Raw genomic sequence first — 24765 nt, 5'->3', positions numbered from 1 at the left:
AATTATGGCTAAGAGAATATTAGAAGTAAATAACTTACATGTTTCCTTCGACATTGACGCGGGGGAAGTACAAGCTGTAAGAGGTGTAGACTTTTATTTAGATAAAGGAGAAACACTTGCTATTGTTGGTGAATCTGGATCAGGGAAATCAGTTACAACAAAAGCACTCATGCAGTTACTGCCTAAAAAGGTAGGTAGAATTAAAGATGGTTCAATCTTATTCGACGGGAAAGATTTAGCTAAATTAAAAGAAAAAGAAATGCAAAAAATTCGTGGTAAAGAAATTGGCATGATATTCCAAGATCCAATGACTTCTTTAAATCCTACAATGAAAATTGGGAAACAAGTTATGGAGCCACTTATTAAGCATCAAAAATTATCCAAACATGATGCTAAAAAGCGAGCATTGGATATTTTAAACTTAGTAGGATTACCGAAAGCTAAAGAAAGATTTAATAACTATCCTCACCAATTCTCTGGTGGTCAAAGGCAAAGGATTGTTATTGCAACTGCTTTAGCATGTGACCCTAAAGTGTTAATTGCAGATGAACCAACTACAGCATTGGATGTTACGATACAAGCACAAATTTTGGAATTAATGAAAGAATTACAACATAAAATTGATACTTCTATCATTTTTATTACCCATGATTTAGGTGTTGTAGCGAACGTTGCTGATAGAGTGGCAGTAATGTACGGTGGTCAAATTGTTGAAACAGGTTCAGTAGATGAAATTTTCTATAATCCTAAACATCCGTATACTTGGGGATTGTTGTCTTCAATGCCAAGCTTAGAAACGACTCATGATACAGAACTACTAGCAATTCCTGGTACACCACCAGATTTGATTAAGCCGCCTGTAGGTGATGCGTTTGCGAGACGAAGTGAATATGCACTAGATATTGACTATAAGGAAGAGCCACCTTGGTTCCAAGTGTCTCCAACACACTTCGTTAAATCTTGGTTATTAGATGAACGAGCACCTGAAGTGGAATTACCAGAAGCTGTTAAATTAAAACAAAAAGCAACACCAGATCAATTTGACAAGCCAAAACGTGTAGAAAGGGTGACGTTCTAATGGCTCATAATAAAGAAGTATTAATTGATGTGCAAAATTTGAAACAATATTTTAACGTCGGTAAGAAAAATGAAGTTAGAGCAGTTGATGATATCTCTTTTAAAATTTATAAAGGTGAAACATTAGGTTTAGTAGGTGAATCTGGTTGTGGTAAATCCACAACTGGACGTACACTTATCAAACTATATGATGCTACTGACGGTAAAGTCATATTTGATAATGTTGATATTCAAAATATTAAAAAGAGAAAAGATCTTTTAAAATTTAATCGCCGTATGCAAATGATTTTCCAAGATCCATATGCATCTTTAAATCCGAGGTTAAAAGTGATGGATATTGTAGCTGAAGGATTAGATGTGCATAAACTCGTTTCTAGTAAAGAAGAAAGAAAAAAACGTGTTTATGACTTATTAGAGACAGTTGGTCTATCTAAAGAACATGCGAATAGATATCCACATGAATTCTCTGGTGGTCAAAGACAAAGGTTGGGAATCGCACGCGCATTAGCTGTTGAACCTGAATTTATCATTGCAGATGAACCTATTTCTGCACTTGATGTATCTATTCAAGCACAAGTGGTTAACCTAATGCAGAAGCTTCAAGATGAAAAAGGTATAACATTCTTATTCATCGCACATGATTTATCAATGGTTAAATATATTTCAGACAGAATCGGTGTTATGTACTTTGGAAAGCTGGTTGAACTAGGGCCATCTGAACAAATATATAAACATCCTCAACATGAATATACAAAATCTTTATTATCTGCTATTCCGTTACCAGATCCTGATTCTGAAAGAACAAGAACGAGATCTTCATATAATCCTGAGATACATAAATATGAGGATGATGACAACTTGGAACTTAGAGAAGTAGGACCAGATCACTTTGTATATTGTTCTGAAAAGGAATTTGCTGAGAAAAAAGAAAATTATAACAAAGATTTTGATTTAACTGAAGCATAATTTTAATTTTCAACTAAAATTAAAATTGTTATAAAGTTAATTATGATTTTATTTTGCAATATATCAATTGTTTGAAAATTGTATGAAACACTATTGTTTTTTATACATTTTTAAAATATAATAAAATTAAGAATCTTCTGAAAATTTAGGAGAAAAAAACAAGGGGGAAGAGCTATATGAGGAAAAGATTAGCGGCTTTATTATCAATTTTAGTTGCAGTTGTTTTAACATTAGCAGCATGTAGTGGTGGCGGTTCTAAAAGTGAAGATGGAGGTAAAGGCGGCGTTAAAAGTGAAAAATCTGAAAACGTCTTAAACTTAGCTTCTACATCTGATATTCCAACGATGGACTCATCGTTAGCAACTGACCAAGTATCATTCTTTACTTTTAACCAAACTTTAGAAGGGTTATATGTGTTAGATAAAGATGATAAACCAGTTCCAGGTGTTGCTAAAGAAGATCCTAAAAAATCTGAAGACGGGAAAACGTGGACGATTAAGTTACGCGACAACGCTAAATGGTCAAATGGGGATCCAGTTACAGCGCATGATTTCGTTTACGCATGGCAAAGAACGGTAGATCCAGATACTGCAGCTGAGTATGCATACATGTTTGAAAATATCGAGAACGCTAAAGATATTACTGCTGGTAAGAAAAAACCAGAAGAGTTAGGTGTTAAAGCAGTAGACGATCAAACATTAGAAATTAAATTAGTGAAAGACGTTCCTTGGATGCAAAGTCTATTTGCTTTCGGTTCATTCATGCCTCAAAATGAAAAATTCGTTGAAAAACAAGGCAAAAAATTCGGTACAACAGCTGATGCAACTTTATCAAACGGTCCTTTCCAATTAGAACAGTGGAAAACTGAAGATAACTGGAAATTAGTACCAAACAAAGAATATTGGGATAAAGACAAAGTTAAATTAAAAGAAGTAAACTATAAAGTCGTAAAAGAAACTCAAACAGCTCTAAACATGTATCAAACGGGTAAATTAGATTCAGTAGTATTAGACCCACAAAATGTTAATAAATATAAAGATAAAAAAGATTTTTCAACTGAATTAAACTCTTCAAATTACTTCTTTAGAATTAACAATACGAAAAATAAAGATTTGAAAAATGAAGATTTAAGAAAAGCATTTGCAAAATCAATTGATAAAGATGAATATGTAAAATCATTATTAAATAATGGTTCGGTAGTTTCAGATAAATTAATGGTTAAAGATTTTGTTAAAGATGAAGATGGTAAAGATTACATCGATGGCGTTAAATCTCCATTAAATTATGATAAAGAAGAAGCTAAAAAATTATTAGAAAAAGCTAAAAAAGCTACTGGAAAAGACAAATTCAATATTGAGTTATTAACTTATGATGCTGATGAATCTAAAAAAGCAGCTGAATTTGTGAAAGAACAAGTAGAGAAAAACTTACCAGGCGTTACTTTAAAAATTAAACAACAACCATTTAAACAAAAATTAGATTTAGAATCTAAAGGCGACTATGATATTGCATTTGCTGGTTGGGGTCCTGACTATCCAGATTCAACAACTTTCTTAGATTTATTCAAGAAAAATAGCCCTCATAACCAAACTGGATATTCAAATGCTGAATATGATAAAGCTTTAGAAGAAGCTAATTCAGATGAAATGTTGAAAGATGAAAATAGTGCTAAACGTACAAAATTATTACAAGATGCAGAAACTAAGTTCTTAGATTCAGCATCTATTGGACCACTTTACCAACAAGGTGTTGCTCGTTTACGTCAACCATACGTTAAAAACTGGCAGCCACATAAATTCGGTGGTGACTACTCTCTTAAAGAAGTAGAAATCGCTGGAGCTAAATAAAAGTGAATGAAAGCAATCAATGGAAACATTGATTGCTATTCTTTATATCAAACAAGTTTTTATAAAAAATAGGAGGCTTATGAATATGAATAAAAGGTATAAAGTAATGTTTGTAATGTTCGTATCTTTTGTACTGATTTTATCTGCATGTAGTGGCGATAATAAAAAGGACAGTGATAATAATATTAAGCAGTCTAAATCTAAAAATGAACTCAACCTATCATCTGGTGATGATATACCTACGATGGACCCTTCATTAGCTGCTGATCAAGTTTCATTTACAACATTTACCCAAACGTTAGAGGGTTTATATGTACTTGATAAAGATGATAAGCCTATCCCAGGCGTTGCGAAAGATAAACCTGAGAAATCGAGTGATGGTAAAACATGGACGATTAAATTAAGAGATAATGCAAAGTGGTCAAACGGTGATCCAGTTACGGCGAATGATTTCGTCTTCGCATGGCAGCGCTCAGTTGATCCTGACACAGCAGCAGAATTTTCATATATGTTTGAAAATATAGAAAATGCGAAAGAAATAACAGCTGGAGATAAGAAACCTGAAGAACTTGGTGTGAAAGCAATTGATGATCATACACTCGAAATTAAACTGATTAAAGACGTGCCATGGATGGAAAGTTTATTAGCTTTTAGTTCTTATATGCCACAAAATGAAAAGTTTGTTAAAGCACAAGGAGACAAATTTGGTACAACAGATAAAACAACTTTATCAAATGGGCCATATAAATTAACTGAATGGAAACCAGAAGATAGATGGAAATTGGAAAAGAATGATCAATACTGGGATAAAGATAAAGTGAACATTAAAGATGTGAACATTAAAGTTGTTAAAAACACACAAACGGCTATTAACATGTATCAAACTGGCAAGTTAGATATGGTAGGTTTAGATGCACAAAATGTTAAGAAATATAAAGACAGAGAAGATTTTTCAACTGAATCTACATCGGGTAGTTATTTCTTTAGAATTAATAAAGAAAAGAACGAAAACTTAAAAAATGAAGATTTAAGAAAAGCGATAGCGAAATCAATAGATAAAAAATCTTATGTTAATTCATTGCTCAACAATGGTTCTAAACCATTAGACACTATAATGATTAAAGATTTTGTAAAAGATGGAGACAATAAGGATTATACAGAAGGCGTTAAATCACCTTTAAGCTATGATAAAGCTGAAGCTAAAAAACATTTGGACAAAGCTAAAAAAGATTTAGGAAAAGACAAATTTACGATTGAATTATTAACTTATGATGAAGACGAGTCTAAAAAAGCAGGTGAATTTGTTAAAGAGCAAGTAGAGAAAAATTTACCTGGTGTTACTTTGAAAATTAAACAACAGCCATTTAAACAAAAGCTTGCATTAGAAACTAAAAAAGATTTTGATATTTCATTTGCTGGTTGGTTCCCTGACTATCCAGATCCAACAACATTTTTAGATTTATTTACATCAGATTCACCACATAACCAAACAGGATATGCGAATAAAGAATATGATAAAGCATTAGAAGAAGCAAATTCTGATGAAATGCTTAAATCAGAAAATAGTGATAAGCGTATTAAAATACTTCAAGATGCAGAATCAGAGTTCTTAGATTCAGCTTCTATTTCACCATTATTCCAAACAGGGGCTGCAAGACTGAGACAGCCATATATTAAAAATTGGCAAAATCATAAATACGGCGGAGATTACACATTAAAAGGTGTAGAAATAGAAGGCGCTAAATAATAAATATATAAATCACCCAATCCGATAGTGTATCCAAGGATTGGGTGATTTATATTTATAAAGAAATTGTGGGAAATTTATTTTTCATATCTTGATAAGTTATCTTGCTACAAATTGAAAATAACTTTATAATTGAAGAAAGTTCAGAAATGACTGAATTTTCAAAAATTGAATAAGGGGAAATGTTTATGAACAACAAACATTTAAGGTGGAGCTTTTTAGTTTTTCTGTCGGTTATTTTATTTTTATCGGCATGTAGTGGTGGAAATGGAAAGAAAGAAAGTGACTCTTCTGCAGGGGATGGCAAAAAGTTACGATTAATTTCTATTTCTGATATTCCATCAATGGATTCAACATTAGCTACTGATGCTGTTTCTTTCGATGCGTTAAATAATACAATGGAAGGATTGTATAAGTTAGACAAGAATGACAAAGCGATTCCGGGAATTGCGAAAGGTGATCCAAAAAAGTCTGATGATGGTTTAACGTGGACGATTGAATTAAGAGATGCTAAGTGGTCTAATGGCGATAAAGTTAAAGCAGATGATTTTGTTTATGCTTGGCGTAAATTAGTAGATTCGAAAAACGCTTCTGAATATGCATTTATTATGTTTGATATTAAAAATGCAGAAGACATTAACAAAGGTAACAAAAAGCCTGAAGAATTAGGTGTTAAAGCAATTGATGATCATACATTAGAAATTAAGCTGAATCGTGAATTACCTTATTATCAAGAGTTGTTAACATTCGGTTCGTTTTTACCTCAAAATGAGAAGTTTGTAAAAGAAAAAGGCGATAAGTACGGTACAACAGCAGAAGATACTTTATACAATGGACCGTTTACTTTATCAGATTGGAAAACAGAAGATAATTATACGTTCACAAAAAACAAAGAGTATTGGGATAAAGGCAATGTGAAGTTAGATAGTGTTAACTTCAAAGTGGTTAAAGAGCCGCAAACAGCTTTAAATATGTACAATGCAGGCGATGTTGATGAAGCATTAATTCCTGCTGAAAATGTAGATAAATATAAAAAAGATAAAGCTTATAATACTGAACTTGAATCTAGAGTTTACTTTATGAGAATGAACCAAAAAGATGTACCAGAATTTAAAAATAAAGATTTAAGAATGGCAATTGCTCAATCAATTGATAGAGAGCAATACGTTAAGAGTAATTTGAATAACGGTTCTAAAGCAGCAAATACATTAGTACCAACTGAATTTGTAAAAGATAAAAAAGGCACAGATTATACGAAAGGTGTTAAGACTGAAAATAAATTTAACAAAGAAGAAGCTAAGAAACATTTAGAAGCTGCTAAAAAAGCACTTGGTAAAGATGAATTCACTTTTGAATTGTTAACTTATGATCAAGATAATGCTAAAAAAGACGCTGAGTATTTCAAAGAACAAATTGAACAAAACTTACCTGGCGTTAAAATTAAAGTGAAGCAACAACCATATAAACAAAAGTTAAAACTTGAAGCTAATATGGATTATCAAATTTCATTCGGTAGATGGGGTCCAGACTATCCAGATGCTATGACATTCTTAGATTTATTTACGAGTGATAACGTTATGAATGAAACAGGATGGAAAAACAAAGAATATGACAAGAAAATTAAAGATGCAGGAAACAATTTGTTAGATAAAGAACAAGAGCGTATTGAAACAATGCAAGATGCTGAAACATTATTATTAGATGAAGCAGTAATTGTCCCAATCTATCAGCAAGGTAATGCGAGATTAACACAAAGTTATGTTAAAGATATTGAAAGACATAAGTTTGGTGGAGATACAGATTTAAAACACGCTTATATTCAAAAGTAACAAATCAGTAGTTTAAATGAAAAAACTAAGGGGATGAGTTACATGTCTAAAATGTTCAAATTTATAGCAATGATGTTAACTGCAGTACTTGTATTAAGCGCTTGTTCATCAGGAGGAGGCAATAAAGACTCTAAAAGTGATGAAACATTAGATTTACAAATCAATGGGGACGTTCCTACAATGGACTCAGCGATGGCAACAGATGGTTTATCATTTGATATGTTTTTCCAGACTATGGAGGGTCTTTATACATTAGATGAAAATGATAAAGCAATACCAGCTGTAGCAAAAGGGGAACCTAAAATTACAAATGACGGGAAAAAATGGATTGTCAAATTAAGAGAAGATGCTAAATGGTCAAATGGTGATCCAGTAACTGCAAAAGATTTCGTCTTCGCTTGGAGAAAAGTTCTAGATCCAGATACAGCATCTGAATATGCGTATATTTTATATGATATTAAGAATGCTGAAGCGGTTAACAATGGAGATAAGAAACCTGAAGAACTTGGTGTAAAAGCAGTAGATGATCATACATTAGAATTCGAACTTACAAAATCGTTACCATATTATAAAGAATTGCTTTCATTCGGTACATTTATGCCACAAAATGAAAAATTCGTTAAAAAACAAGGCGATAAATATGGTACTACTGTAGAATCAACACTTTATAATGGACCATTTAAAATGGCTGAATGGAAAACTGACGATAAAGTCACTTTAGAGAAAAATGATAAATATTGGGATAAAGATAAAGTTAAATTAAATAAAGTGAACTATAAAGTAGTTAAAGAAGCATCAACTGCTGTAAATTTATATGAAACAAATAAATTGGATATTGTAGACTTACCAGCAGAGCAAGTGAAAAAATATAAAGACGACAAAGCATTTAATACAGAGTTAGATACGGTAACTTACTACTTTAAATTAAATGAAGATACCGTACCAGAATTTAAAAACCAAGACTTTAGATTAGCTTTTGCTAAAGCGATAGATAAAGACGCTTACGTTAAAAACAACTTAAATAATGGTTCGATTCCGTCTGATAATTTTGTACCAAAAGACTTTGTTAAAGATAGTAAAGGAAAAGAATATCAAGATGGCGTGAAAAATAAGAATCAATATAACGTTAAAGAAGCAAAAGAACATTTTGAAAAAGCTAAAAAAGCGTTAGGTAAAGATAAATTTACGATTGAATTGATGACTTATGATAAAGATACAGCTAAAAGAGATGCAGAATACTTTAAAGAACAACTCGAGAAAAATTTAGATGGCGTAACAATCAAAATCAAACAACAGCCATTTAAACAAAAACTTGATGTCGTATCTAAAGGAGAATATGAAATGTCACTAGAGAACTGGATTCCAGATTATCCAGACCCAATGACATTCTTAGAATTATATGTAACAGATGGATCACACAATAATACAGGTTGGTCTAATAAAGAATACGACAGTATTATAAAAGCAGCAGATTCATCATTAGCAAGCGATCCAGACAAACGACTTTCTGAACTACAAAGAGCAGAAGGTATGCTATTAAACGAAGCTGGCATCATTCCACTTTATCAAGTTGGAATAGCACAACTGAAAAAACCAAATGTTAAAAATGTAGTCAATCACCAATTCGGTGGCGTATCTACATTAAAAGAAGCATATATTGAGAAATAGTATAATACAAAAGCGTCTGGGACATAAATGTCCTAAACTATAATGATTTTGAAAAGTGCATGCTTGCCTGGGGGTATGGCTCGAGCCTGTAGTCTCTCTCACATACTATTCCCCCGGGCGTCAGCACTTTACAAAATCAGAAATACAAAATCACCCAATCCGAAAATGATTCCAACGGATTGGGTGATTTATTTTAAGTTGGGATTTATGTCCCAAACACTTTTCCTAAGATTAGTATGTTTATAATGGGGTGTGAATTTATCAAGTCGTGGTCCACATGATAAATAGAGGCTATGAATTTATCAAGTCAAGCACCACATGATAAATAGAGCCGTTGAATTTATCAAGTCAGGCTCCACATGATAAATAGAGCCTATGAATTTATCAAGTCAGGCTCCACATGATAAATAGAGCCTATGAATTTATCAAGTCAGGGCTCACATGATAAATAGAGCCATTGAATTTATCAAGTCAGGCTCCACATGATAAATAGAGGTGTTGAATTTATCAAGTCAGGGCTCACATGATAAATAGAGCCATTGAATTTATCAAGTCAGGCTCCACATGATAAATAGAGCCTATGAATTCCACCGCTCTGCTGATTCACTCTATACAATAAAGAAAGCAATCGCCCATTATGAGCGATTGCTTTACTATTCGTTATTTTCTTTTGCGACCTAGTCCCATAGCATTTTCCATTTTTTTTAATGTTTTATTAGCTACGAAGCTTGCTTTGTCTCTACCTTTATCAAGTATTTCATCTAATACTTCTTTGTTTTCATAGAAGTAATTGAATTTTTCTTGGAACGTTATAAGGAATTTTTTAACTTCTTCAGCTAAGTCGCCTTTAAAGTCGCCATATCCTTTACCTTCGTATTGTGCTTCTAGTTCTTCAATTGATTGGCTTGTAATACTTGAGTAGATGACTAACAAATTACTAATACCTGGTTTGTTTTCTTTATCATATTTAACAATACCATCAGAATCAGTTACAGCACTTTTGATTTTTTTCGCTGCAACGTTTGGTTCGTCTAATAATGAGATGAAGTTCTTTTGGTTATCATCACTTTTACTCATTTTTTTAGTAGGATCTTGTAAACTCATTATTCGAGCGCCAAATTTAGGCATGTGAATGGATGGCTTAGTTAATATATCATTATATTTAGAATTAAAACGGTCTACAACGTTACGCGTTAATTCTATATGTTGCTTCTGATCATCTCCAACAGGGACGATGTTCGTGTTATAAAGCACAATGTCTGCTGCCATTAACGGTGGGTAAGTTAATAATCCAGCTGGGATACCTTGTGATTGTTTTTGCGCTTTGTCTTTATATTGAGTCATTCTTTCTAGTTCACCGATTGAAGTAATTGTTGTTAAAATCCAACCTGCTTGAATGTGGGCTGGTACTTCTGATTGAATGAAGAGCGTTACTTTTTCGTGATCTAAACCTGAAGCTAAATATATAGCAGCTAGTTTACGTGTGTTTTCTCTTAGCTTAAGTCTGTCTTGAGGTACTGTTATTGCATGTTGGTCTACAATACAAAAAAAGCAGTCATAATCATGTTGAATCTCATTAAACTGTTTTAAAGCACCAATATAATTACCTAAAGTTGGAATCCCACTAGGTTGGATGCCTGAAAATAAAGTTTCCATTAATGTTGCCTCTTTTCTACAAAATTTCTTTATATCATTATAACAGTATTTTATTCATTTGTAAGTTGTGTTATTCTAGTTAATAGATAAATGTATTGTTAATAGCAAATTCATCTATAATTTATATGCTTTTTAATGAATTATTAGAAGTTTCTCATTTAATTTTAATCTTTGAGTTATATAATATGTTTATAGCAATTAGATAAAGATTAAACCAAGTGAGCATTATATGTTTAACCTATTGCTATATGGGGTATACATAAATAAGTGCATTTAAACTTATAAGTTCACTGACGTTTAACATAAATAATATTCGATTAGGAGAGTGAGATGTATGGTAACATTATTTACTTCACCAAGTTGCACATCTTGCCGTAAAGCGAAAGCATGGTTACAAGAACATGACATTCCGTATACGGAGCGTAATATTTTTTCAGAACACTTAACATTAGATGAAATTAAATCAATCTTAAAGATGACAGAAGATGGAACAGATGAAATTATTTCAACTCGTTCTAAAACATATCAAAAATTAAATGTAGATATCGATGCATTACCTCTACAAGAATTATATACAATTATTCAAGATAATCCAGGTTTACTACGTCGTCCAATTATTTTAGACGAAAAACGTTTACAAGTTGGATATAACGAAGATGAAATTCGTCGTTTCTTACCTAGGAAAGTACGTACTTTCCAACTATTAGAAGCACAACGTATGGTTGACTAATTTGGTCTAATATTAAATTTATAGCTCCTGTTTACAGGGGCTATTTTTATATAAAAAATTAAATTAGAATAGTTTAAACAAATTACTGTTAAAATGTATTTGTTTATAATACAATGAATGTACTATTCCTAGAGTAAGGGAGTGTGACATTATGAGAATAGAACGAATTGATGAAACAACTGTAAAATTATTTATAACTTATCAAGATATTGAAGCAAGAGGTTTCAAAAGGGAAGACTTATGGACAAACCGTAAACGCGGAGAAGAGTTTTTCTGGTCTATGATGGATGAAATTAATGATGAAGAAGACTTCGTTGTCGAAGGTCCTTTATGGATCCAAGTACATGCGTTTGAAAAGGGTGTTGAAGTAACAGTATCTAAATCTAAAGGTGATGAGCTGTTGAATATGACTGACGAGGAATCTAATGAACAATTAGAGTATCAAGTCAATGATTTCTTATCTCAAGCACTCGATTCTGACCAGAATATCGGCGAAATGTTAAACGAAGACAACGAATCAGATCAACAATTTATTCCTAAAGACATCGGATTACTTGTTAGATTCGAAGAGTTAGAAGATATTATCGAATATGCACATTATAATGAACATAAAGATATTGTATTCACAGATTTATTATATATGTTAGATAACAAATATTATTACTATGTACAATTTGATCAAATAGATAGTGAAGAAATCATTAACGATTTTTATGGACAATTGCTTGAATATGCAAATCCAACACAAGTTTCTAAATTATATCTAGATGATTATGCGAAAATTGTCATGAGTTATAATGTTATGGGTCAAGTAACAAGATATTTTGAACCGAAAAATAAATAAGTAATTTTAGCACCTCTTTACGTTTTATATAGTAAAGAGGTGTTTTTATGTTAATAGGACTAAATCAAAATAATGAACGCGTATTTGCGCAACATGCTAAACCACATGAGATTTATAAGTGCCCTGACTGCTTATCAGAACTTATTTTAAAAAAAGGGAAGCATACTGTAGCTCATTTTGCCCATAGAGCAAATAGTTATTGCTTAAGAAATAGTTATAAGAAAGAGTCTTTAATACATTTAGCATCTAAACATCATATTTATTCGCAGTTGAATGATAATGTAATGATAGATATGGAATATTATTTATCTGAAATAGATCAAATTCCCGATATTATTATTAACAAGAATATCGTAGTTGAATTTCAATATTCTCCGATCAGTCTAGATTTATTAATAGATAGAACTGAAGGATTTAAAGCCTTGAATATGCGTGTGATATGGATAGGGAAAGAAATAGATTACCATAATGGTATATTACGTCTCAGTTATTTTGAAGCGGCTTTAATAAATCATATAGAGAGAACATTAATCACTTATAATCCTTACAACAAAATGCTCATTAGATATGAAGGGATACAACCACTAGATAAGTATACATTTATAGGTAATAGAAATATGATTGAATGGGAAGATTTATTAAAAGGTCAACCTGTACATCATGTTCCAAATTTATATTTAACTGACAGTGCTTATCATCATTATTTGTCGAAATGTAGACAGCGCAGAAATGTATTAGAACCAACACTTTCATTATTATATAACGCGAGATTAATACATAAAGATAGGTTGCAAATCATTGGCATTATTGTACCTGAACAAATATATTTTTTAACACATTGTATAACTTGGCAAACTTACTTATATTATGAAATGGAGAAGAAGACTTTTACTTTTGAGAACTTCTTTAAATTTATGAAATTCAGAACATTTTATGATTGTCATTTTTCAAAGAAAGAGATACTAACAAAAGCCTTGAATTCATATATTTCGATTATTCATCAAAAGTCTATATCACGTGCAAAAATGACTGTTTAATGAGAAAATTATAAATATGAAATTCAAAGGAGGCTATTAATATGGCAAAGTTAATTACAAGAGAAGAACAGCAAGAACAATATACATGGGATTTAACAACTATTTTTGCTTCGGATGAAGCTTACGAAGAAGCTTTTAAAGAATTAGAGACATATTTAGGTAAAGAAGAACGTTTTAAAGGACATTTGAAAGATAGTTCAGATACACTTTATCAAGCTTTATTACTAGATAGTGAAATAGATGAGAAATTAGGTAAAGTCTATGTGTATGCGCATTTGAAACATGACCAAGATACTGCTAATGATAAATATGCGGGTTATGAAGCTAAAGCAGCCACTTTAGCTAACAAATTTGCTAGTGCATGGAGTTTTATATTACCAGAATTAATGTCTATAGATGAAGAAACATTAAACGAATTTGTTGCTTCAAACGATGATTTAAAAAGATATCAATTCGATATAGAGAAATTAAATAAAAAAAGACCTCATATTTTAAGTGATAAAGAGGAAAAAATATTGGCAGAAGCGGGTGAAGCATTACAAACGCCAAGTAACGTATTTGGTATGTTTAATAATGCTGACTTGGAATTCAAACTTGCTATAGATAAAGATGGAAAAGAACATGAGTTAACACAAGGTACATACACTAAATTGTTAGAGTCTGAAGACCGTGTTTTAAGAAAATCTGCTTACGATAATGTATATGATGCGTATGGTAGTCATAACAATACTTTAACAGCGACATTAAGCGGTAAAGTTAAGACTGCTATATTTAGTTCTAAAGTACGTCAGTATCAATCAGCTAGAGAACAAGCGTTATCTAATAATTTCATTCCAGAAGAAGTTTACGACAATTTAATTGATACTGTGCATAAATATTTACCATTGCTTCATCGTTACACTGAACTTAGAAAAGAGTTATTAGGTTTAGATGAAATGCATATGTACGACATGTATACACCACTAGTTAAAAACTCATCATTTGAAATGCCTTATGAAGAAGCTAAAGACTGGATGGTTAAAGCTTTACAACCAATGGGCAAAGAATACATTGAAGTTGTAGAAGAAGGGCTAAATAATAGATGGGTAGATGTATATGAAAATAAAGGTAAACGTTCTGGTGGATATTCATCAGGTGCACATTTAACAAACCCATTCATATTACTTAATTGGTCAGATTCAATTTCTGATTTATTTACACTTATCCATGAATTTGGACATTCAGCACATAGTTATTTCAGTAGAAAGCATCAACAATCAAATGAGAGTGGTTATTCAATATTTGTTGCTGAAGTTGCATCTACTACAAATGAAGCATTGTTAAGTGAATATATGGACAAGAATTTAGAAGATCCTGAAAAACGTAAATATTTATTGAATCAAGAGTTAGAAAGATTTAGAGCAACATTATTTAGACAAACAATGTTTGCTGAGTTCGAATATCTGATTCATAAAATTGTAGAAGAGGGAGAACCTTTAACAGCTGACCGTTTGAATACTGAATACGCAGAGCTAAATAAAAAGTATTTTGGTAATTCAGTTATAACAGATGACAATATCGCTAAAGAATGGTCTCGTATACCTCATTTCTATTATAATTTCTACGTTTATCAATATGCTACTGGCTATAGTGCAGCACAAGCATTGAGTAAACAAATATTAGATGAAGGAGAACCAGCAGTTAAGAGATATATTGACGAATTCTTAAAAGCAGGTAGTTCAGATTATCCAATTGAAGTATTGAAAAAAGCAGGTGTAGATATGACCTCTAAACAACCTATAGAAGAGGCAATGGAAGTCTTTGAACAGAAGTTAAATGCCTTTGAAAAGCTAGTAAAAGAGAATTAAATGTATGTACACGTTTCCAATATGACAAGTGTGTGACAAATCAAAAAAACCGACGTTTTTTGTTGAATTTAGTCTCGAAACCATGTTATATTACATACATGAAATTAATCACATAACAAACATACCCCTTTGTTTGAAGTGAAAAAATTTCTCCCATCCCCTTTGTTTAAGCACCGTGTAATCAGACACGGTGTTTTTTTTATTTGTTCATAGTTAACATCCCAAAAGTTATCTATTATTTAGTAAATATGAGTCAAATAACTTATGTTTAACTAAAAGAGTATGGAATCTAAATTCACATACTCAAAAAATGATCTTGTGACATAAATGTCCTAGATACTTAAAAAGCGCAGAAATTCATTGTTAAAATTGAATTTCTGCGCTTTTTCTTATATGTGTTGCTATTAAGTCAATTCTTAATTCACGCTTTACTTTGGATTTCTCTTGTAATGATAAACAAATCATACCTTGAGGCAAGCATGGACTTTACAATATCAGAAATATAAAAATCACCCAATCTGAAAATGAATCCAACAGATTGGGTGATTTATTTTGAGAAGAGCATGATGTCCTAAGCTCATTGTTTTTATTATTTATCTTTTCTTGAATTTCCAAAAATCGCCATTAACTGAATCTTGTTGTTCAATATAATTTTGAAGTTGTAATTTTTTTAATTCTCTTTTAACGATTTTTTCTGGCCATTCATATATTGTCGCTATTTCTTGTTCAGAAATAATGCTTTGTGATTGTATATAATCTATCAATTTAGGAGGGAGTTGCTTTTCAACTTCTGTTCCCATCAGTTCTTGAATAATATAGGTATATATATGGTATGGGTAATTACCTTCTACTTTTAGTCCTTCTGAATGTACGTCTTCATTAAAGAAAACGAGTGATGGTGTCATATTGATATCCATCTCACGGGCAATATGCAAATCTGTTTGTAAACTCTCAGTTAGTGATTGCTCTTTTAAGTCTTTAATAAAGACTGGTAAATCAATTCCTGATTTATAAGCACACTTTCTTATGATTTCAGTTGTGATGATTTTATCTTTAGGAATAATCTCATTCTGAAGTAAGTTTAAAAATCTACTTGCTCTGTTATGTCCTTGTAATTCTGCTGCTTTAAACGCTAAAGCTACATTATCAAATTCACATGTGCTTTGAGCCTGACACTTAGTTAAAACTTTAAGAGATGGGTTCAAAATCTGACGAACCTTGACATATTTTTGGTATTCAATTTTTAGCTTTGCTAATGTTGATGATAGATTGAAACAATCTTCGCAAAATGGATCGAAAAATGAATAAATTTCAATTTTGCTCACGGGTGTTAAATCTATATTATTTTGTTCATTAGCATGGATTAATCTTAATTCTTCGGCCATATTATCCACCTTCAACTATATTAAGCGTTAACCATGTGATTTGCAGTTAGCTTGAGTCTTTCATATAAATATTCTTGTATATCTTTATTTAATTGAGAGCTGGTAATTGCTTCGTGCATATTTTCTAACCAAGCATCTCTTTCTTTATCCGTAATTCTGAAAGGCAAGTGACGCTGACGTAACATCGGATGACCATGTTCTTCTGTATATAATGCAGGACCACCCAAAAACTGAGTTAAGAATTGCTTCTGTTTACGACTCGTCTCTGCAAAGTCACCAGGGAAAAGATGATTAATCCGATTATCTTTTTCTACAAGATAATAAAAGTGATCAATCATGTCGTATAAATCTTGGGGGTCGATTACTTCGTATGGGGTCATAATTTCACCTTTTCTTGCTTATTTCAATATCGATAATATTAATATAACATGTTCTTAAATTTTTAAAAGTATTTCGACTTGTACCGAAAGTGAATTCATGTTGTTCTATGTTGTGCATCAAAGAACCGTTTAACTTTATTATCTGGTACCTTTTTTGATATCTTCATTTTTTCTAACAATTCATTAAAAGCAACTGCACCTTTATCGTAGTCAGTTACCTCAAATTCAAGCTCATAATCTTCAATACCTAAATAAGTACTGTGATCTAAAACTAACAAACCAGACTCAATTTCTTTTTCAAGTCTATAAGTCGTTAAGTCACCGAGTAAATGGAGGTCATTTATCGGTATGTCATGTTTGTTTAATATTTCAGTAATATTTTCTGGAAGAAATTGTTTATTTAAAATACTTCCTTGTTCTGGTAATTGATCAATTATTTCATTATATTCTAAAAGACCAATGTCTTGCGGAACTTTTAATGTCATCTCATAATGATTGCTCTTCTCACGTATTCTTAGCGCCATTCTTTTGCCAATAATATCGTGATTTGGTGTATCTATATAGTGATTTGTTTGTTTAAATGGCTCACTTTGTTTAAAATAATATTGTTTGATTACATTATATTCATCAATAGTGAGTAGATTTTTAAATTCAATTTCTAATTCTTGTCCCATTTTCTGCTACACTTCCTTTTACACTATTATTATAGAAGATTTACGTATAAACAAGTAATTATGTAAAAATAGCGTGATGATATGAATGTTTAAATTAAAATGTGTTAAAATAGATTGGAATAAGGAGGAACAGCAATGCGTATTTATGTGAATGAAATTAAGATAAATGATAATCAAATCAAATGTTATACAGATCAGTCAACTGAAGGGTTAGAAGCAGCAGAACATATGATTGTAGATAGTGATAATCATGCATTTGTATATATGCTAGATAACGGTGAAAATTATAATTATTTATTATTTGTGGAAGAAACATGGTCAATGATTCATGAACATTTCGACAAAGAAATCATCGTCAACGATCATTTGATATTAACTTCATTTAAAGAAGAAATGGAATTTTTATTAGATAATATTGCAGATAATCACAACTATGGTAAAGCGTTTGTGGCTTCTGTAGAGGAAGCATTTGAATTAAACAAAGCGGAGTGATGGTTATGAATCAATGGGAAGAATTTTTGGCACCATATAAACAAGCAATTGACGAATTAAAGATTAAATTGAAGGGGTTACGTAAGCAATATGAATCTTCAGATAAACCTTCGCCAATTGAGTTTGTTACTGGCCGTGTTAAGCCAATTTCAAGTATTATTGATAAAGCAAATCAACGTAATATTCCTTTCGATAGATTAAGAGAAGAAATGTACGATATTGCTGGTTTAAGAATGATGTGTCAGTTTGTGGATGATATAGATGTTGTTGTTGAGCTATTAAGACAGCGACAAGATTTTGAAGTAGTGGAAGAGCGTAATTACGTAGAATATACTAAAGAAAGTGGTTACCGTTCTTACCATGTGATCATCAGCTATCCTATTGAAACATTACATGGTCAAACAAATATTTTAGCAGAAATACAAATTAGAACTTTAGCAATGAATTTCTGGGCAACTATAGAACATACTTTGAGATATAAATATGATGGCGATTATCCTCCTGAAATTAGAAATAGACTGGAGAGAGCAGCTGAAGCGGCATTCTTATTGGACGAAGAAATGTCAGAAATACGTGAAGAAATTCAAGAAGCTCAGAAATATTATTCAAGACAGAAGAGTAATAAACATAAACATGATTAAGGGGTGAATGCTTTGAAGTATAATATATTATCTAAAGGTGATTCAAAATCTAATGCATTAATGTATAAGATGAAAAATCATATGAATGACTTTAATATGATTGAAGATAAAGAATCACCAGATATCGTAATTTCAGTTGGTGGTGATGGTACTTTATTACAAGCATTTCACCAATATAGTCACATGCTAGCTGATGTTAGTTTTGTAGGTGTACATACTGGGCATTTAGGTTTTTATGCAGATTGGTTGCCACATGAAGTTGAGAAATTAATTATAGAAATTAATAATTCAACATATCAAGTGATTGAATATCCATTATTAGAAGTGATTATTCGCTATAAAAAAGGTGGATATGAAACAAGATATTTAGCATTAAATGAAGCGACTATAAAAACAGATAATGGCGCTACATTAGTTGTGGATTTAGTATTAAGAGGAGAGCAATTTGAAAGGTTTAGAGGAGATGGATTATGTGTCTCTACACCTTCAGGTTCAACTGCGTATAATAAAGCGTTGGGTGGCGCATTAATACATCCATCTCTTGAAGCAATGCAAATAGCTGAAATAGCCTCTATAAATAACCGTGTCTTTAGAACTGTAGGTTCTCCATTAGTATTACCTAAACATCATGTGTGCCATATTCATCCTGTTAATCATGATACATTGCAAGTTACAATTGACCATGTGAATGTAAAGCATAAAAATATTGAATCTATACAGTATAGGGTAGCTAATGAAAAAGTTCGATTTGCTAGATTTAGACCATTTCCATTTTGGAAAAGAGTTCACGATTCATTTATATCTAATGAGGAATAAAAAATGAAAGTATTACAATATATTGCAACATCGTCTAACGTGTTAAAAACATTTTTATATGATAAAGGCATTTCTAGAAAGAGTTTAAGCGCCATTAAGCAGAATGGCGCTTTATTAGTTAATAAAGAATATGTAACTGTTAGAAAAATCATTCAAGAAGGCGATGAAGTAACAGTTTATTTACCAAACGAAACACCTAGTCCTAATCTTGAGCCAGTTAAAATGGATTTGAAGATATTATATGAAGATGAGTGGTTTATAATTGTTTCAAAGTCAGCGATGATGAATACGGCACCTTCAAGAGAACATCGACATAATAGTTTAGTTGAAGCGGTTCTATATTATATGATTCAAAATGGAGAACAGACAATTCCACATATTGTGACACGTTTAGATAGAGGTACAAGCGGTATTGTTATATTTGCAAAGCACCAATTGTTACATCATATGATATCAGAGACAACAGTGAACAAATATTATTTAGCAGTTGTCCACGGTGTTGTTAAGCAAAAATATGGAAAAATTGAAGCGCCAATCGCTAGAGCTAAACATTCTATTATAGAAAGAGAAGTATCTCCTGATGGTAAATTTGCGCACACTGAATATGAATATTTAAGTGATGATTCACAAAATAGCATGCTTAAATTGCAATTGTTTACAGGTAGGACGCACCAAATTAGAGTTCATCTAGCACATATAGGACATCCTATAGTTGGTGATAGTTTGTACGGCTATAAAACAAAAGGTATTGGACATCAATTATTACAATGTTACAATGTAGAATTTGAGCATCCAATAACAAAGAATAAAATTAATATAATTGATGAAATGCACTATAACTTAGCGGGTATAGATATGCTATAATAAATTGTATTTTTATGAGGAGGTGGCAAAGTTGGTTAACGAAAATAATGAACAATACATCGAAGACGAAGCTTTTGATAAAGAGCAGCTTGATGCATTATTAGAGAATGATAAAATAGACCAATTTCGAGAAGAATTTTTAACGATGCATACATATGATCAAGGTGAGTACTTTGAAATATGTGACAATGGCCTTAAACAAAAAATATATCAATTTCTTTCTCCTGAAGAAGTTGCGGACTTCTTTGAAACGACTGAATTAGATGATGAAGAATACGAAGAAATCTTTCAAAATATGAATGCTAACTATGCTAGTCAAATGTTAAGTGACATGTCTTATGACAATGCTGTTGATATTTTGAATGTATTATCAAAAAACAAAATAGCCACTTTACTCACACTCATGAATCGTGAAGATGCGAGAGAAATAAAAGCATTATTACATTATGAAGAGGATACTGCCGGCGGTATCATGACCACAGAATTTATTTCAGTGTATTCGACTATGTCTGTGAAAGAAGCTATGTTCTATGTTAAAGAACAAGCTCCACAAGCTGAAACAATATATGTCATTTTTGTTGTTAATGAAAATAAAAAATTAGCTGGTGTCATCTCACTTCGTGATTTAATCGTAGCGGAAAATGATGCTTATATAGAAGAAATTATGAATGAACGTGTAATTAGTTCTAACGTTGCAGATGACCAAGAAGATGTAGCGCAAACAATGCGTGACTATGACTTAATTGCGTTACCTGTTATAGATTATCAAGATCACTTGCTAGGTATTATCACAATCGATGACATTTTAGATGTAATGGATGAAGAAGCAAGTGAAGACTACTCTAAATTAGCCGGTGTTTCTGACATCGACTCTACAAATGATTCAGTAGTTCAAACAGCTATGAAACGTTTACCATGGTTGTTAATTTTGACTGTGTTAGGTATGATAACTGCATCTATTTTAGGTCAGTTTGAAGAAACGTTATCACAAGTTGCATTATTAGCAGCATTTATACCTATTATAAGTGGTATGAGTGGGAATTCAGGAACACAATCTTTGGCCGTATCTGTACGTAATATATCTACAGGTGAAATAAACGAACAAAGCAAATTTAAGCTTGCTTTACGTGAATCTGGATCAGGTTTGTTAACAGGTTTCTGTTGTGCAGTAAGTTTATTTATTATAATTGTAGTGATTTATCGTGAACCTATATTAGCATTAATTGTTTCAGTTAGTTTAACAGTTGCAATGACAGTAGGTACACTTATGGGCGCAATTATTCCAATGTTTATGAATAAAATGAATATTGATCCAGCTGTTGCAAGTGGACCGTTTATTACGACGATCAACGACATCGTAAGTATGTTAATATATTTCGGCTTAGCAACAGCGTTTATGTCTTATCTAATATAAGGAGAAAAATATGGAGCATTCTAGTTTTACATCTCTTGTTATCGTTGTTATAGCTGCATTTTTAACGCCTATACTTGTTAATAGACTTAAAATTTCTTTCTTGCCTGTTGTCGTTGCTGAAATCATAATGGGGATCATTATCGGTGATTCTTTATTTGGTTTAGTAAAAGAAGATGCATGGTTATCTATATTATCAACATTAGGTTTTATATTTTTAATGTTTTTAAGTGGATTAGAAATTGATTTTAATGCTTTTAAAACGAAAAAACATTCTAAAGAAGATGAAGGGAACATACCAAGTAATTTATATTTAATGACAGTCGTTTTCTCATCAATTATGATTTTATCAATTTTATTAGCCTTTGTATTTAAATGGACTGGTTTAATCGATGACGTATTATTAATGATCATAATTATTTCGACAATTAGTTTAGGTGTTGTTGTACCAACGTTAAAAGAAATGAACATCATGCATACTAGTATAGGTCAATTTATCTTATTAGTAGCAGTAGTAGCTGACTTGGCTACAATGTTGTTATTAACTGTATATGGTACGATTTACGCAAAAGGTGACTCACCATTATGGTTAATAGGAATATTAATTGTATTTAGTTTTATATTTTATATAATGGGTGGTTTATTTAAAAAATCACCTTTCTTAAAAAAATTAACATCAGGAACAACACAAATTGGTATACGTGCAGTATTTGCTTTAATTATTTTATTAGTAGCTCTAGCTGAAGGTGTTGGAGCAGAGAATATTCTTGGTGCATTCCTTGCAGGTGTAATCGTTTCACTATTAGGACCTGACCAAGATATGGTTGAAAAGCTAGATTCATTTGGATATGGTTTCTTTATACCTATATTCTTCATCATGGTTGGTGTAAACCTCGATATACCATCACTTGTTAAAGAACCAGAATTACTTATTATCATACCATTACTGTTTATTGCATTTTTAATTTCTAAACTTATTCCTGTTGCCTATATCGGCAAATGGTATGATAAGAAAACAACTATTTCATCAGCATTTTTATTAACATCAACGTTATCATTAGTCATTGCAGCAGCTAAAATTGCTGAACAACTCGGAACAATTACTCCGGAAATATCAGGGATTCTCATTTTGAGTGCAGTCATAACGTGTGTCTTTGTTCCTGTAGTATTCAAGAAAATGTTCCCAATGCCTGAAGAAACGAAGATGATTGTTAAAGTAAGCTTTATCGGTAAAAACCAATTATCGATACCAGTTGCCCAAAGTATACATTCACATATATATCAAACGACTATGTTCTTTAGAAAAGATTTGTCAGATAATAGAAAATTAGATCAAAGTATTAAAACATATGAATTAGATGATTATATTGAAGAAGAATTGGTAGAATTAGGACTATTCGATTCAAACATTATTGTATGTTCTGCAAATGACGACAGTATTAATAAAAAAGTCGCTTTAATGGCTCATAAACATGGCGTAAAACGAATCATTTGTAAACAAGAAAATGGTTCTGAAGATATAGAATTTGAAGGTAAAAACATTGAATTCTTTAGTAGTTTCTTAAGTAATAAAATATTGCTTAAAGGATTAATTGAATCACCGAACATGTTGAACTTATTAAGTAATGTAGAGACATCATTATATGAAATAGAAATGAAAAATCATAGCTATCACAATGTGTTGCTTAGATCATTCCCATTTGCTGGAGATGTTATCTTTGTTCGTATCATTAGAGGAAAAGATTCAATCGTACCTCATGGTGATACAGAACTGCAATACGGCGATAAATTAATAGTAACGGGTTCTAAAGAATACGTTTCAGAATTAAAACAAGATATGGAATTTATTTAATAAATTTAGTAAAAATGAGGTACACAAATAATCCTCATTTTTACTTTTTTTGAATTTTAAAATAAAAGTATAACGCTTGTCAGGTGGTCTGACCAGTGGTATCATAACGAGTGAATGTTATGAAGAATATACATATTAAAGGAGTATAATCAATGTTTAATTTAGAAGGTAAAACATATGTAATTATGGGAATCGCAAACAAAAGAAGTATCGGCTTTGGTGTTGCTAAAGTGTTAGACGAATTAGGCGCTAACCTAGTATTCACATATAGAAAAGAACGCAGTAAAAATCAACTTGAAAAATTATTTGAAGAACTAAAAAATCAAAATGGTAAACATATTTATGAGTGTGACGTTCAACAAGATGATCACGTTATAAATGCATTTGAACAAATTGGTGAAAAATTTGGTCATATAGATGGTGTTTATCATTCAATCGCTTTTGCAAATATGGAAGACTTAAGAGGTAGATTTATTGATACATCTCGCGAAGGATTCTTATTGGCTCAAGATATCAGCTCATTCTCTTTAACAATTGTAGCTAGAGAAGCTAAAAAATTAATGCCTGAAGGTGGAAGCATTGTAGCAACTACTTATTTAGGTGGAGAATATGCAGTACCTAATTACAATGTAATGGGCGTAGCTAAAGCAAGTTTAGAAGCAAACGTAAAATATTTAGCGCGTGATTTAGGTGAAGATAATATTAGAGTGAATGCAATCTCAGCTGGACCAATACGTACATTAAGTGCCAAAGGTGTAGGCGGATTTAATGCAATACTTAAAGAAATAGAAGAACGTGCACCATTAAAACGTAATGTAGATATTATTGAAGTAGGTAAAACAGCAGCTTACTTATTAAGTGATTACTCTAGTGGTGTTACAGGCGAAAATATCCACGTAGACTCAGGATACCACGTCGTAAGATAGTACAAACTGAGAATATAAAATCCATTCAGAACGAGCTTAAATAGAGAAAGCCTTGATTTCGTAATCATTGACTTTG

The 24765-nt window shown here is 31.5% G+C and carries 21 protein-coding genes; 17 read left to right on the top strand and 4 right to left on the bottom strand.

Features of this window, described 5'->3' with window-relative positions; translation table 11 throughout:
• The first annotated feature begins 4 nt into the window (after positions 1-4).
• The 6 genes from LQ598_RS05945 (at position 5) to LQ598_RS05920 (ending at position 9134) form a co-directional block, all read left to right on the top strand.
• Complete coding sequence (locus LQ598_RS05945) at positions 5-1078, top strand: ABC transporter ATP-binding protein (protein WP_016912691.1); 1074 nt, start codon at positions 5-7, stop codon at positions 1076-1078.
• Positions 1078-2043, top strand: a complete 966-nt coding sequence (locus tag LQ598_RS05940) for an ABC transporter ATP-binding protein (RefSeq protein ID WP_016912692.1) — start codon at positions 1078-1080, stop codon at positions 2041-2043. Before LQ598_RS05945 ends, LQ598_RS05940 begins: the two co-directional genes overlap by 1 nt.
• A gap of 176 nt (positions 2044-2219) precedes the next feature.
• The gene (locus LQ598_RS05935) at positions 2220-3890 is read left to right on the top strand and encodes a peptide ABC transporter substrate-binding protein (protein WP_107556620.1); all 1671 of its coding nucleotides are present in this window, start codon (positions 2220-2222) and stop codon (positions 3888-3890) included.
• An 85-nt stretch (positions 3891-3975) separates the two neighbouring features.
• A complete protein-coding gene (locus tag LQ598_RS05930; RefSeq protein WP_016912694.1) occupies positions 3976-5637 on the top strand; it encodes a peptide ABC transporter substrate-binding protein in 1662 nt (553 codons plus the stop codon).
• A gap of 188 nt (positions 5638-5825) precedes the next feature.
• Positions 5826-7466 carry a peptide ABC transporter substrate-binding protein gene (locus LQ598_RS05925; protein WP_107537163.1) on the top strand — a complete coding sequence of 547 codons (1641 nt, stop codon included), beginning with the start codon at positions 5826-5828 and terminating at the stop codon, positions 7464-7466.
• A 42-nt stretch (positions 7467-7508) separates the two neighbouring features.
• The gene (locus LQ598_RS05920) at positions 7509-9134 is read left to right on the top strand and encodes a peptide ABC transporter substrate-binding protein (RefSeq protein ID WP_239745355.1); all 1626 of its coding nucleotides are present in this window, start codon (positions 7509-7511) and stop codon (positions 9132-9134) included.
• Positions 9135-9794: 660 nt separating this feature from the next.
• On the opposite strand, the gene trpS is transcribed toward LQ598_RS05920, so the two are convergent.
• Complete coding sequence (trpS, locus tag LQ598_RS05915) at positions 9795-10790, bottom strand: tryptophan--tRNA ligase (RefSeq protein WP_107537165.1); 996 nt, start codon at positions 10788-10790, stop codon at positions 9795-9797.
• Positions 10791-11124: 334 nt separating this feature from the next.
• Here trpS and spxA point away from each other — a divergent pair, with 334 nt between their 5' ends.
• The 4 genes from spxA (at position 11125) to pepF (ending at position 15248) form a co-directional block, all read left to right on the top strand.
• Positions 11125-11520 (top strand): transcriptional regulator SpxA, encoded by a 396-nt coding sequence (gene spxA / locus LQ598_RS05910; protein ID WP_016913230.1) that lies wholly within the window; start codon positions 11125-11127, stop codon positions 11518-11520.
• Positions 11521-11671: 151 nt separating this feature from the next.
• Positions 11672-12364 carry an adaptor protein MecA gene (mecA, locus tag LQ598_RS05905; protein WP_103323104.1) on the top strand — a complete coding sequence of 231 codons (693 nt, stop codon included), beginning with the start codon at positions 11672-11674 and terminating at the stop codon, positions 12362-12364.
• A gap of 47 nt (positions 12365-12411) precedes the next feature.
• Positions 12412-13401, top strand: coding sequence for a competence protein CoiA (locus tag LQ598_RS05900; RefSeq protein WP_126578737.1), 990 nt, complete (start codon positions 12412-12414; stop codon positions 13399-13401).
• 41 nt (positions 13402-13442) lie between these two features.
• Positions 13443-15248: an oligoendopeptidase F gene (pepF, locus tag LQ598_RS05895; RefSeq protein ID WP_107537339.1), complete on the top strand. Its 1806-nt coding sequence runs from the start codon at positions 13443-13445 to the stop codon at positions 15246-15248.
• A gap of 593 nt (positions 15249-15841) precedes the next feature.
• Here pepF and LQ598_RS05890 read toward each other — a convergent pair.
• From LQ598_RS05890 to LQ598_RS05880, 3 genes are all read right to left on the bottom strand, one after another.
• Entirely contained in the window at positions 15842-16633 is a 792-nt protein-coding gene (locus tag LQ598_RS05890; protein WP_103323107.1) for a DsbA family protein, read from the bottom strand.
• Between the two features lie 20 nt (positions 16634-16653).
• The gene (locus LQ598_RS05885; protein ID WP_016912326.1) at positions 16654-17013 is read right to left on the bottom strand and encodes a truncated hemoglobin YjbI; all 360 of its coding nucleotides are present in this window, start codon (positions 17011-17013) and stop codon (positions 16654-16656) included.
• Between the two features lie 95 nt (positions 17014-17108).
• Positions 17109-17687, bottom strand: a complete 579-nt coding sequence (locus tag LQ598_RS05880) for a CYTH domain-containing protein (RefSeq protein ID WP_016912325.1) — start codon at positions 17685-17687, stop codon at positions 17109-17111.
• A gap of 135 nt (positions 17688-17822) precedes the next feature.
• On the opposite strand from LQ598_RS05880, the gene LQ598_RS05875 reads away from it, so the two are divergent.
• From LQ598_RS05875 to fabI, 7 genes are all read left to right on the top strand, one after another.
• Complete coding sequence (locus LQ598_RS05875) at positions 17823-18179, top strand: UPF0738 family protein (protein ID WP_016912324.1); 357 nt, start codon at positions 17823-17825, stop codon at positions 18177-18179.
• Positions 18180-18184: 5 nt separating this feature from the next.
• Entirely contained in the window at positions 18185-18820 is a 636-nt protein-coding gene (gene yjbM / locus LQ598_RS05870) for a GTP diphosphokinase (protein WP_016912323.1), read from the top strand.
• Between the two features lie 12 nt (positions 18821-18832).
• Positions 18833-19636 carry an NAD kinase gene (locus LQ598_RS05865; protein WP_016912322.1) on the top strand — a complete coding sequence of 268 codons (804 nt, stop codon included), beginning with the start codon at positions 18833-18835 and terminating at the stop codon, positions 19634-19636.
• A 3-nt stretch (positions 19637-19639) separates the two neighbouring features.
• Positions 19640-20500: an RluA family pseudouridine synthase gene (locus LQ598_RS05860; protein WP_016912321.1), complete on the top strand. Its 861-nt coding sequence runs from the start codon at positions 19640-19642 to the stop codon at positions 20498-20500.
• Positions 20501-20531: 31 nt separating this feature from the next.
• On the top strand, positions 20532-21914 hold the full coding sequence (mgtE, locus tag LQ598_RS05855) for a magnesium transporter (RefSeq protein WP_016912320.1): 1383 nt from the start codon (positions 20532-20534) through the stop codon (positions 21912-21914).
• Positions 21915-21924: 10 nt separating this feature from the next.
• Positions 21925-23763, top strand: a complete 1839-nt coding sequence (locus LQ598_RS05850; RefSeq protein ID WP_239745354.1) for a cation:proton antiporter family protein — start codon at positions 21925-21927, stop codon at positions 23761-23763.
• A 152-nt stretch (positions 23764-23915) separates the two neighbouring features.
• The gene (gene fabI, locus LQ598_RS05845) at positions 23916-24689 is read left to right on the top strand and encodes an enoyl-ACP reductase FabI (RefSeq protein ID WP_016912318.1); all 774 of its coding nucleotides are present in this window, start codon (positions 23916-23918) and stop codon (positions 24687-24689) included.
• Positions 24690-24765 lie beyond the last annotated feature (76 nt).

The sequence above is a fragment of the Mammaliicoccus sp. F-M27 genome (assembly GCF_022387115.1).
GTDB lineage: Bacteria > Bacillota > Bacilli > Staphylococcales > Staphylococcaceae > Mammaliicoccus > Mammaliicoccus vitulinus.
This window is presented reverse-complemented; position numbering and strand designations above follow the sequence as displayed.